Source organism: Sphingomonas sp. (genome assembly GCF_036388215.1).
Lineage (GTDB): Bacteria > Pseudomonadota > Alphaproteobacteria > Sphingomonadales > Sphingomonadaceae > Sphingomonas.
In genome coordinates this window covers 223,797-235,839 of sequence record NZ_DASVSH010000016.1, presented here as the reverse complement: position 1 = coordinate 235,839, position 12,043 = coordinate 223,797, and the positions used below count along the sequence as shown (strand labels likewise).

8 protein-coding genes, 1 tRNA gene and 2 rRNA genes are annotated in these 12,043 nt (G+C 63.9%); 9 read left to right on the top strand and 2 right to left on the bottom strand.

The annotated features are described in order from the left end of the window. The 3 genes from VF617_RS07875 to VF617_RS07865 all read left to right on the top strand — a co-directional run. Nucleotides 1–236, top strand: a 23S ribosomal RNA gene (locus tag VF617_RS07875); the annotation flags it as partial. Nucleotides 237–404: 168 nt separating this feature from the next. Then, nucleotides 405–519: ribosomal RNA gene (rrf, locus tag VF617_RS07870) — 5S ribosomal RNA — on the top strand. Nucleotides 520–606: 87 nt separating this feature from the next. Beyond that, nucleotides 607–683: transfer RNA gene (locus VF617_RS07865), tRNA-Met, on the top strand. A gap of 95 nt (nt 684–778) precedes the next feature. Here the strand turns inward: VF617_RS07865 and VF617_RS07860 are convergent. Next, entirely contained in the window at nt 779–1,807 is a 1,029-nt protein-coding gene (locus VF617_RS07860) for a hypothetical protein (protein ID WP_331014318.1), read from the bottom strand. Nucleotides 1,808–1,997: 190 nt separating this feature from the next. Here VF617_RS07860 and VF617_RS07855 point away from each other — a divergent pair, with 190 nt between their 5' ends. From VF617_RS07855 to VF617_RS07840, 4 genes are all read left to right on the top strand, one after another. Beyond that, complete coding sequence (locus tag VF617_RS07855; protein ID WP_331014317.1) at nt 1,998–3,239, top strand: threonine synthase; 1,242 nt, start codon at nt 1,998–2,000, stop codon at nt 3,237–3,239. Nucleotides 3,240–3,304: 65 nt separating this feature from the next. Beyond that, nucleotides 3,305–3,766: a (2Fe-2S)-binding protein gene (locus VF617_RS07850; RefSeq protein ID WP_331014316.1), complete on the top strand. Its 462-nt coding sequence runs from the start codon at nt 3,305–3,307 to the stop codon at nt 3,764–3,766. 3 nt (nt 3,767–3,769) lie between these two features. Next, complete coding sequence (locus VF617_RS07845) at nt 3,770–5,908, top strand: xanthine dehydrogenase family protein molybdopterin-binding subunit (protein WP_331014315.1); 2,139 nt, start codon at nt 3,770–3,772, stop codon at nt 5,906–5,908. Continuing rightward, entirely contained in the window at nt 5,905–6,522 is a 618-nt protein-coding gene (locus tag VF617_RS07840) for an Isoquinoline 1-oxidoreductase subunit (protein WP_331014314.1), read from the top strand. Before VF617_RS07845 ends, VF617_RS07840 begins: the two co-directional genes overlap by 4 nt. 188 nt (nt 6,523–6,710) lie before the next feature. Here VF617_RS07840 and VF617_RS07835 read toward each other — a convergent pair whose 3' ends face one another. After that, nucleotides 6,711–7,199, bottom strand: a complete 489-nt coding sequence (locus VF617_RS07835) for a rhodanese-like domain-containing protein (protein WP_331014313.1) — start codon at nt 7,197–7,199, stop codon at nt 6,711–6,713. Between the two features lie 121 nt (nt 7,200–7,320). On the opposite strand from VF617_RS07835, the gene VF617_RS07830 reads away from it, so the two are divergent. Both VF617_RS07830 and VF617_RS07825 read left to right on the top strand, forming a co-directional pair. Continuing rightward, nucleotides 7,321–8,772 carry an amino acid permease gene (locus tag VF617_RS07830; protein WP_331014312.1) on the top strand — a complete coding sequence of 484 codons (1,452 nt, stop codon included), beginning with the start codon at nt 7,321–7,323 and terminating at the stop codon, nt 8,770–8,772. A 185-nt stretch (nt 8,773–8,957) separates the two neighbouring features. Then, nucleotides 8,958–11,924 carry a TonB-dependent receptor plug domain-containing protein gene (locus tag VF617_RS07825; protein WP_331014311.1) on the top strand — a complete coding sequence of 989 codons (2,967 nt, stop codon included), beginning with the start codon at nt 8,958–8,960 and terminating at the stop codon, nt 11,922–11,924. The last annotated feature ends 119 nt before the right edge of the window (nt 11,925–12,043 follow it).

Genomic DNA, 12,043 nt, shown 5'->3' with positions numbered 1-12,043 from the left:
TGACCCTAGTACGAGAGGACCGGGTTGAACATACCTCTGGTGTACCTGTCGTTCCGCCAGGAGCGCAGCAGGGTAGCTATGTATGGACGGGATAACCGCTGAAAGCATCTAAGCGGGAAGCCTCCCTCGAGATAAGATTTCTTAGGACGGTCGGAGACCACGACCTTGATAGATCGGATGTGGAAGCGCGGTAACGTGTGGAGCTAACCGATACTAATTGTCCTATTCGCGCTTGAGAGTCTCACCATCAATGACAGCATTGGGTTCGCCCGACGCATGCATTGAGCGTGGATGATCATCGCAGCTTGTTTGCCCAAACAGGTGCACATCGATTTGAAAACCCTTCCTGTGGGTCCCATCAAAGTAGTACTTTGATGGGTGCCCTTCACGCACCGGCTTCATTGCTTGGTGACCATAGCGTCTGTGCCCCACCCGATCCCATCCCGAACTCGGCCGTGAAACCAGACAGCGCCGATGGTACTATCGCTCAAGCGATGGAAGAGTAGGTCGTCGCCAGGCATTGCAGCCGGTGCGAGCAGGAAGTGTCTTCGCAAGAAGAACCCATTCACAATGTCAGAGACAGCCTTCCGGGGCGCACTCTATTGCCGCGGGATGGAGCAGCCCGGTAGCTCGTCAGGCTCATAACCTGAAGGTCGTAGGTTCAAATCCTACTCCCGCAACCAGACAAAAAAAGCCGCCAACCCTCGGGTTGGCGGCTTTTGTCGTTTCTGCGCTCCGATCTCCCAACTGATCGGCGCAATGGCGCGCCTGGCGCTAGTCACACGGGCTTGCCGGCCGCCAGATCATATTTTAGCTGCTTGAGTTTCGGCCGCTTGATCATGCCATCATAGGTGTTCTGCGAGCGGCCCCCCGGTCCGTAGCCCGAGATGCGTATCGCTTCGATCGGGTCGGCGGTTTTAAGCGCGCCGAGGATCACCTTGACATGGCGATCGCCGAGATGGGGGGCGGCGATCGCCATCGCCAGCAGGTCGCAGCGCATTCCATCCACGCCCTTCGGATATTTCGCCAGCACAGCCGGATCCGCCAGCATCTTGCGGTGGAGCAGCTTGAGCGAATTCTTGAGATTGTCGATCGATGCCTGAACCTGCAATTCGCGCATTGGCTTTGACGTCAACGTCCAGGTCAGCCAGCGCGCGGCGGAATGCAGTTCTTCCGGGTCGGCGGGCTTGGCCGCATGATATCGATCGGGGTTGAAGAACCCCATCAAATCCCCGTGATAATAGCTTTCGGTATAGCCACCGTCCCAGGGCGCCGATTTCTCTTCCAGCGAGCGGTATTTTCCGCCCTTCATGAAGCATAGCCGACCACCAATCACCGCCAGCTCAGGAAACCATTGCCTGGCCTCAGCCGGAAGCTTTTCGATTAGCGTGCGAAAGAATGGCAGAAAATCATCGCCCGTGTGCGCCGCGAGCTGGATGAACCCCAAGGTCATCGCCGCCCGATCCCAGGCGTTGATGACAGTGAAGACCGCGTTCGATTCCGCCCATGCCGTTGGGTAGAGCAGTTCGGGCCAATAGCCGAATTGCGTCCAGTCCGAGGGCTCATAGGCCAACCCGCCGGTTGCCGAGGAGGTGCGGGCGAGGCCGCGCATTTTCGCGTCGGAATATCCGCTATATTCAAAGAAATAGCCGAGATAGAGCGGCATAGAGCCATCGCGGAGGACTTCCCAATTCTGCCGGCCCTTTGCATCGACCGGTCGGGCGCGTATCTGCCATCCGGGCACCGGCTTATGATTGATGTCGAGGCCGATCTTTAGCGTGGGATCGGGCACTGGCGCTTTCGGCATTTTCTTCCCCCTTTTGCCCGCCGCAACTTCGGTTCGGACCTTATCCCCGCTTACGTACTTTATTCATGGGCGTGGGGGAGCGCGATACGGTCCGATATGGGCCGAATGTGCTTCCATGATCCCGGCGCTCAGTGGCGCGCGAGACCGTCATCCAGCAATTACCTGTTTTCTCGATGAAGGCCCCACGACAATGCGACATGATGACAATTTGACGACCCAGCGGCCGACCTTCGTAACCCATCTCGAATGCTCGATGACCGGCGAGCGCTACGAAGCCGATCGGCTTCGCGGGCTTTCGCATGTGGGGCGGCCCTTGCTGGTGCGCTACGATCTGGAGGCTGCGGGGCGGGCACTGACCAAAAAGGCGCTGGCCGAGCGGCCGGCGGACTTGTGGCGCTATCGCGAGTTGCTACCGGTCCGCCGCACCGAAAATATTGTCAGCCTGGGTGAGAGCGCGACGCCGATCGTGCCGCTCGACAAGACCGCCGCCGCGCATGGGGCGGCGAGCCTGTGGATCAAGGACGAAGGGCGGCTGCCCACCGGATCGTTCAAGGCGCGCGGGCTGGTAATGGCGATCGCCATGGCAAAGGAACTGGGCGTCAAGACGATCGCGATGCCGACCAACGGCAATGCGGGCGCCGCGGCGGCGGCCTATGCCGGCCGGGCGGGGATCGAGGCGGTGATCTTCTGTCCCGCCGACACGCCCGAGATCAATGTGCGCGAGATCGCGGCGCAGGGTGCGCGGGTTTACCGAGTCAACGGCTATATCGACGATTGCGGAAAGCTGGTCGGGAAGGGCGCGAAGGAACGCGGCTGGTTTGACCTGTCGACGCTCAAGGAGCCGTACCGGATCGAAGGCAAGAAGACGATGGGGCTCGAACTCGCGGAGCAACTCGGCTGGGAGCTTCCCGACGTGATCTTCTATCCCACGGGCGGCGGCACCGGGCTGATCGGGATGTGGAAGGCGTTCGACGAGATGGAGGCACTGGGCTGGATCGGCTCGCGACGTCCGCGGATGGTGGCGGTGCAGGCGGAGGGCTGTGCGCCGATCGTGCGCGCATGGGAGCAGGGCGAGCGGCATGCCACGCGCTGGGAAAATGCCGAGACGATTGCAATGGGCATTCGTGTTCCGCAGGCGATCGGCGACTTCCTGATCCTGGACGCGGTTCGCGCGAGCAATGGCTTTGCGATGGCAGTGAGCGATGCGGCGATTGTCCGGGCGGTCGACGACGCTGCGCGCAAGGACGGGTTGTTGCTGTGCCCCGAAGGCGGCGCGACACTGGCCGCGTGGCGTGACGCGCTGGCCAGGGGGCTGGTTTCCCCGGACGATCGCGTGCTGCTGTTCAATTGCGCCACGGGCCTCAAATATCCGATGGCCGACCGATCGCGCACGCTCGACAAGGACGGACCGATCGACTGGGCCGCGCTCTAGCAAAATTGGTTTCGCTCCCCTCCACTTCCGGCGCTATGCTGGACAAGAGACCAGGGGAGGACGCGATGGCTACCGACTTCACGCTCAACGGCAAGCCCGCCAGCTTCGGGGGCGATCCAGAGACGCCTCTGCTGTGGGTGCTGCGCGACCATATGGGCCTGACCGGCACCAAATATGGCTGCGGCATCGCGCAATGCGGGGCGTGCACCGTGCATCTGGACGGCAAGAGCCGCCGATCGTGCGTGACGCCCGTAAGCATGGTGGCGGGGCACAAGGTCACAACGATCGAAGGCGTGGAAGGCAAGGCGGCCGAGGCAGTGCAAAGCGCGTGGGTGGCAATCGACGTGCCGCAATGCGGCTTCTGCCAGTCGGGCCAGGTGATGTCGGCGATCGGTCTGCTCGCGCAGAAGAAGCAGGTAACCGACGCTGATATCGACAATGCGATGGCGGGGAATATCTGCCGGTGCGCGACCTACGTTCGGATACGCCAGGCGATCCACGACGCCGCCGCGAAGATGGGAGGCTGAGAGATGCACGCATTGCTCCCCACGCGCCGCAATTTCCTGCAATCCTCCGGGCTCGTGTTCGGGCTCGCGCTGCCGATGCGCGGGATGGCGAAGGGCGCCGCCGCGGCCGCGCCCTTTACACCCAACGCGTTCGTGCGCGTGTCGCCTGACAATCTGGTCACCGTGGTGATCAAGCATGTCGAGTTCGGACAGGGGCCTGCCACGGGGCTCGCAACGATCCTGGCGGATGAGATGGACGCCGATTGGAGCCAGGTGCGCGTCGAGTTCGCGCCCGCCAACGATGCGCTCTACAAGAACCTCGCTTTCGGCACGATGGGCACCGGCGGATCCTCAGCGATCTCGAATAGCTGGATGCAGATGCGCAATGCCGGCGCTTCGGCGCGCGCGATGCTGGCCGAAGCCGGCGCCAAGCGCTGGGGCGTGCCTGCCTCGACGATGAAGGTGTCGAAGGGTGTCGTCTCCTCGGGCAAGAACCGGGCGAGCTTCGGCGAACTCGCGGCGGACGCGGCGATGCTCAAGCCGCCCGAAAAGCCCATTCTCAAGACGCCGGAGCAATGGACGCTGATCGGCACCGACGTGCCCAAGGTGGACAGCGCGGCCAAGACTGATGGTTCGGCCATGTTCACGATGGACATCCGGCGGCCCGGAATGGTGCATAGCGCGATCCTGCATCCACCCGTATTCGGCGGGGCGGTGAGCAGGGTCGTCGATGCGGCCGCGCTGGCGACTCCGGGCGTGCTCGCGGTCAGGGCGCTGCCGCAGGGCGTGGTGGTCTATGCCCGGGACAGCTATGCCGCGATGAAGGGCCAGGCGGCGCTCGACGTAACCTGGGACCTCTCCAAGGCCGAGAAGCGCACCAGCGAGCAGCTCTACAAGACCTTTGCCGACGCGGTTCGAATGCCCGGCAAGCAAGTCGAGAAGCATGGCGATGTGGATGCCGTGCTGGCGGGTTCGGCCAAGACGCTAGAGGCGACCTATCTCTTCCCCTATCTCGCGCATGCGCCGATGGAGCCATTGGACGCCGTCATCGAGATGAATGGCGACAAGCTTGACGTGTGGATGGGCAGCCAGTTCCAGGTGGGCGAGATGGGCGCGATCTGCGGAACCCTGGGCGTGCCGATGGCCAACGCCACGCTGCACGAGCAGTTCGCAGGCGGCAGCTTCGGCCGGCGCGCGACGCCCTTCATGGAATTCGCGGTCGAGGCCGCGAGCGCGTTCAAGGCCTATGGCGGCAAGTCCCCGATCAAGCACGTGTGGACGCGCGAGAATGATATCCGCGGCGGGCGTTACCGCCCGCTGACCGTGCACCGGTTGCGCGGCGGGATCGATGACGGGGGCAACATCACCGGCTGGGAACAGGTCGTCGCCGCGCAGAGCTTCTTCAAGAACACGCCGATGGAGCCGATGGGCATCAAGAACGGCGTGGACGATTCGCTGACCGAAGGCATTGCCGATGCCTATAATTTCCCCGCTACCTATGTTGGCCAGCATATCATGGAAGGCGGCGTGCCGACCTTGTGGTGGCGCTCGGTCGGCAACACGCACACCGCCTACGCGATGGAATGCTTCCTCGACGAATTGCTCGAACTCGGCGGCAAGGATGCCGTTGCCGGCCGGCTGGCGCTGATGAAGGAAGCGCGGCTCAAGGGCGTACTCGCCAAGGTCGCCGAACTCGCCAATTGGGGGAAGAAGCCGCCGGCCGGGCGGGCGCGGGGCGTCGCGGCGTGGAAGAGCTTCAATTCCTATGTCGCGCAGATCGCGGAAGTCTCGGTCGGGCCAGAGGGCGTGCCCAAGGTCCACAAAGTCTGGTGCGCGGTCGATTGCGGGATTCCCGTGAACCCCAATGTGATCCGCGCGCAGATCGAAGGCGGGATCGGCTATGGCCTGGGGCACGCGCTGTATTCGGAGATCGTGCTGGGCGAGGGCGGCGTGGTCGCCCAGGGCAATTTCGATAGCTATCGCAGCCTGCGGATCGGCGAGATGCCCGAGGTGGAAGTCGCGATCATCAAATCGAGCGAGGATCCCAGTGGCGTAGGCGAGCCCGGGCTGCCGCCGCTCGCGCCCGCGGTCGCCAATGCCTGGCGCAAGCTGACCGGCAAGGCAGTTCGAAGACTGCCCTTCATCCATGGAGATAATCGGTGAAGGCCGGGATCATCACGCTCGGTGCGGCTGCGCTCATCCTGCCGCTGGCGATCGCCGCGGCCCCGAAGCAAAGGGTGGAAGGGCTCAAGCCGGTCAGTGCTTTCGCGGGGATCGCGGACAGGGACGCGCGGGCGGTCGCGATATTTCAGGAGATGGGCAAGGTCATCCAGCATCCGCGGTGCGTGAACTGCCACCCGCGCACCGATCGGCCGCTGCAGGGCGATGCGCAATTGCCGCACAATACGCCGGTGACTCGTGGCCCCAAGGACCACGGGGCACCGGGGCTCGAATGCGGCACCTGCCACGGACCGCGCAACGTAGCCTTCGCCAACGGCACGGGGAGCATTCCCGGGCATCCCGAATGGCACCTCGCGCCCAAGTCCATGGCCTGGGAAGGCAAGTCGCTCGGCGCGATCTGTGCGCAGATCAAGGACAGGAAGCGCAACGGCGGCAAGACGCTCGCCCAGATCGCGGAGCATAACGCGCATGACAGCCTGGTCGGCTGGGGCTGGAACCCGGGGCCGGGGCGCGCGCCTGTGCCGGGGACGCAGGCGGAGTTCGGGGCGCTGACGCGGGCCTGGATCGACAGCGGGGCGAAGTGCCCGGCTAGTTAGGGGCGCTAGAGTCTGTTTCAGTAGACGGCACCAGCCCGCTCCCCCACCCGGCCACCCATTCAGCATGATCCTGTGGGAGTGTGGGGTCGGTCATGCCCCCGGCATGACCTGAACAGCGCGGGGCGCTGTTCACCCCACACTGGGTGGGGGAGCGGGCTGGTGCCGCTTCCACGCAAGTGGAACAGACTCTAGCCCTTCACCCAGCCAATTTGGGGATCGTCGAAATCCACAACGTCGCTGAGCTCCCAGACGTTCGCATATCCATAGCCCACCAGATTGATGAAGGTCTGGATGTTGAGCGCGAGCGGTGCGGATTTTAGCGCCACGGGCGCGCGGTGGTTCGAGAAATTGTTGTTGCAATAGATCAGGATGGGCCGGTCGCGGTTCTTGCCGATCACCTGCGCCAGCGCCTCGGCAGTGAAATCGGTGAGGGGCAGATTGACTGCGCCGGCGATATGACCGGCCGCGAACTTGTCCGCCGAGCGCGCATCGAGGATCAGCGCGTCCTTCTGCGCGGCCTTGGCCTTGAACGCCTCGAACCGCAGCAGCCGCATCGCCCGTAGGCCGCGAACGTCGCGCGTGAGTGTGGCGAACCCGGCATAGTCGATCTGCGGATTGGGCTTGGCCACGCCGTCTTCGGGAACGGCCATGACCAGGGCGAGCGCGGTGAGCAGCATGAGAGCCTCCATCGATATGAGTCCGTAACAATTCGCGCATCGCCGCTGCACCGGGGATGAACGATTGCGCGCGGCGGTCCTCGCGCTATCACCTTCGGCAACGAAGAGAGGGGACGATGCCATGGCCAGCCTGTTTCGCCTGAAGCAAATCGTCGCGGCGCATGAGCGGCCGCCCGAGCACCAGCTCCAGCGCACGCTTTCCTGGCCGCATCTGGTGGCGCTCGGGGTCGGCGCGATCGTCGGGACCGGCATCCTCACTCTGATCGGCGTCGGCGCGGACCGCGCGGGACCCGCTGTCATCCTGTCGTTCGCGGTCGCGGGGGCGATCTGCGCTTGCGCGGCGCTCGCCTATGCCGAGATGGCGACGATGATCCCGGCATCGGGCAGCGCCTATACCTATAGCTATGCCGTGCTTGGCGAAGTGATCGCCTGGGTGGTCGGCTGGAGCTTGCTCGCCGAATATACACTGGTCGTGGCGACAGTCGCGGTGGGGTGGTCGGGCTATGCGACCGGATTTCTGGACGGGATGGGCGTGCACCTGCCCGCGGCGCTCACGCATGGCCCCGTAATGGTGGATGGCACTATCGCGGAGTGGGGCGTCAATCTGCCGGCGCTGTTCATCGTGGCGGTCGTAGCCGGGCTGCTGCTGGTCGGCACCAAGGAAAGCGCGACGCTCAATGCGATCCTTGTGGTCGTGAAGCTGATCGCACTGGTGGTGTTCGTCGCAGTGGCGCTGCCCTATTTCGACAGCGCCAATCTCGAGCCCTTCTCGCCCTTCGGCTTCCCGGCGCACAGCGTGGCCGGGGCCGACGGCAAGATGGTCGAGCGCGGCGTGATGGCGGCCGCGGCGATCATCTTCTTCGCATTCTATGGCTTCGATGCGATCTCCACCGCAGCGGAGGAAGCCAAGAATCCTGGCCGCGACCTGGCGATCGGGATCGTGGGATCGATGCTGCTCTGCGTGGCGATCTACATGATCGTCGCGGTCGCCGCAGTGGGCGCGCTGGCCTATACCAGGTTCGCCGACAGCCCGGAGCCGCTGGCCCTGATCCTGCGCGGCATCGGGCAGCCGCAAGCGGCAGCGTTCCTCGCGGCGAGCGCAGTGATCGCGCTGCCCACGGTGATCCTCGCCTTCCTGTATGGCCAGAGCCGCATCTTCTTCGTGATGGCGCGGGACAACATGCTGCCGGGCGGACTGGCCAAGCTTTCGAAGCGCGGAACGCCGGTGCGGATCACGATCTTCACGGCGCTTGTGGTCACTTTCTTCGCGGCGTTCTTCCCGATCGACCAGATCGCTGCACTGGCGAACGCCGGGACGCTGACCGCATTCGCCGCAGTGGGGCTGTGCCTGCTGGTGATGCGCCTGCGAGCGCCCGATGCGGAGCGCCCGTTTCGCACGCCCGCCGCCTGGCTGGTCGGGCTCGGCGCGATCTTCGGGTGCCTGTATCTGTTCATCAGCCTGCCCCATCAGACGCAGATCCTGTTCGGCATCTGGAATCTGGCAGGGCTGGGGCTCTATTTCGCTTATGCCCGCCGCAATGTTGACAAAGCGCGGCAGGCAGGCGCGCGCTAATATATCCATAGGCATGGAACCCATTCCCTGACGGAATAGCTGTGTTGCCTCCTTACCACAGTGTGACGCGAAAATGTGTCCAGCACTTTACAGACTGTTTCTATACCGGCACGATTGGCATTCAGGCGTCCGCGGATGCCGTCAATCCTCGTTCCGCCAGAGAACGATATCCAGGGAGTTCCGGCATGAAGCCAGTTCGTCGTACCCGTTTCAGCGCCCTCAGCCGGGGGGCAGCTCCGCTTGCGCTTGCCTTCGCATTGATGGCCAGCCCGGCATTCGCGCAGACCGCCGCTCCCGATAGCGCGCAGGATCCCGCGGTCGAGGAAGAAGCGGGCATCGTCGTTACCGGTTCGCTGCTTCGTCGCACCGACACCGAGACGCCGTCACCGGTCACCGTGCTGACCGCGGAATCGCTCGACAATGCCGGCATCACGACGATGGCCGAAGCGATCCGCTCGATCTCGGCGGACAGCGCGGGCTCGATCGGCACCGGATTCCAGACCGGGTTCTCCGCCGGCGGTTCGGCAGTCTCGCTGCGCGGCCTTGGCGTCTCGTCGACGCTCGTACTGGTCGATGGCTTGCGCTCGACCAACTTCCCGATCAACGACGACGGCCATAACGCCTATGTCGATCTCAATTCGATCCCGTTCAGCCTGGTCGATCGTGTCGAGGTCCTGAAGGACGGTGCATCCTCGACCTATGGCGCCGACGCGATCGGCGGCGTGGTCAACCTGATCCTCAAGAAGCAGTTCACCGGCGTAGCCGGCAGCTTCGCGGGCGGCGTGGCCGAGCGCGGCGATGCCAGCCATCTGCGCGGCGACCTGACCGTGGGCATCGGCGATTACGACCAGGCCGGCTGGAACGTGTATCTCAACGGCGAATATCAGCGCGATGGCCGCGTCCTCAGCACCGATCGCGGATTTCCCTACAACACGCAGGATCTGAGCTCGATCGGAGGCCTCGACAACAATACGGGCGATCAGTCGCTGACGATCAATACGCCGACCGCCTATGTCGGCCGCGTGAGGCAGAACGATCTCAACAACCCGCTGAGCGGCGCGACGGGCACCCCGCTCACCGCGCAGTATACCGCCCTCGGCCTCGCCAATTGCTCGCGCGGAACCTACACGATCGCCACCGGCACGGGCTGCAAGTACGACCTGACCGATCTCTATCGCCAGCTTCAGCCGCTCCAGGAGCGCTATTCGGTCAATGGTCGCGCCAGCGTTCGCCTGTCCGACAGCATCGAAGGGTACGTCACGGGCAGCTTCAGCCGCAGCGACGTCAGCATCCAGGGCCTGGCCTCCGCGATCCGCAACACGCAGCCCTTCGGCGCCGCTCCGGGGCTTGCTTCGAGCAACCCCGGCATCGTCCTGCCGGTCTACATCTGCACATCGGGCGTAAACTGCGCCGTTGCGGGGGCTCCCGGACGCGCGCTCAATCCCAACAACCCCTATGCCAGCGCCTTTGCCGCCGATCCCGCCAACGGCGCGGCGCGCATCTATTACCTGTTCGCCGACATTCCCGCCGGCAGCGATCGCCGCAACGACGTTTATCGCTTCACTGCGGGGCTGAACGGCAGCTTTGGGGATGATTGGGGCTGGCGCGTCGAGGGCGTCTATGCGCGCGACGAACTCCAGATCACGCAGCACGGCCTGCTCAACATCGCCGCCCTGCGCACGGCGATCAACACCGGCTCGTACAATTTCGTCAACCCGACGACGAACAGCGCTGCAACCCGCGCGGCGCTTGCGCCCGACAAGGTCACGCCGTCTTTCTCGCAGATGTACGGCGGCGATATCTCGGTCACCAAATCACTGGTCGATCTGCCCGGTGGCCCCCTGCAGATCGCGATCGGCGGCCAGGTTCGTCACGAGGAACTGGAGAACAACAACCAGAACGCCTTGCTCGACACCTATGGCCTCACCACGGCTTCGGCATTTGGCGAGCACACCGTCTCGGCCGCCTATTTCGAAATCGACGCGCCGATCCATCGCATGCTCGATCTCAACGTCTCGGGCCGCTACGATCATTATTCGGAAGGGTTCAGCCACTTCTCCCCCAAGGTCGGCGTAAAGTTCACGCCGGTCCGGGAACTAGCGCTGCGCGGCACCTATTCGCAGGGCTTCCGGGCTCCCACCTTCGCCGAATCGGGCCCTCTGTCTCAATATGCCGGCTTTGTGACCACCACTCCGCCGGCCGCCTTCCAGGCGGCGCATGGCGGTACCACCAATCCGTATAGCCAGGCCTATTCGCTAGGCCGCGGCGTTGCGGGCAACCCGGCCCTAGAGCCGGAAACCTCGCGGAGCTTCACTGCCGGTGCGATCTTCCAGCCGGTCAGGTGGCTGAGCCTCACGGCCGACTATTACAATGTGAAGAAGTCGAACCTGATCATCGCGGGTCCGGAAATCGGTAAAGCGACGGCCGCTTATTACGGCGCTGCCAATCTGGCCGCGGCGCAGGCAGCGGTCGCGGCAGTGGGCCCGGGCTATTCGGTCAACACCGTCGATGGCGTCGATCCGCTGTTCCCGGCGGCGCTGCCCCGCGTGCTGATCATCAATGTCCCCTACGTGAACGCCAATTACGCGATCACCTCGGGCATCGACGTTGCGGCCACCTTGACGGTCCCCTTCTCGGACGACGTGAAGTTCACCAGCCGCATCGAAGCGACTCACACCTTCAACTATGACGTGCATGTCGCCAATGGCGTTCAGAAGTACGCCGGAACGCTGGGTCCGTACGATCTCTCGTCGGGCAACGGCACGCCGAACTGGCGCGGAAACTGGCAGAACACGCTGAGCTTCGGCGATTATTCGCTCAGCCTGACCAGCTATTATGTCGGCCGGATCAAGGAAGTCTCGACCGATCAGCAGGCCGGCCCGGCATACACCACCGATTGCTCGGCGAGCCTCTATCGATCGACGGACCTGAATCAGTTCTGCTACGTAAACAGCTTCATTTCGAATGACCTGAACTTCACGGCGCGGGTGGGTGATGACTTCACTTTCTACCTCAACGTGAAGAACGCGCTTGATGCACGCGCCCCGATTGCGCCGGCAGCCTATGCCAGCGCGCCGAACTTCCTGACGACCTGGCACTATTCGGGCCTGATCGGCCGGCAGTTCCGCGCGGGCGCATCGTTCCGCTTCTAAAAGAGGTTACCTCGCAAACTTTGGCGGCGGCTCCTTTGGGAGCCGCCGTTTTCTTTTTGTGCACCGGACAAAAAAAGGGGGAGGCCCGTAAGGCCTCCCTCAAAACGATCGCCCCGTTC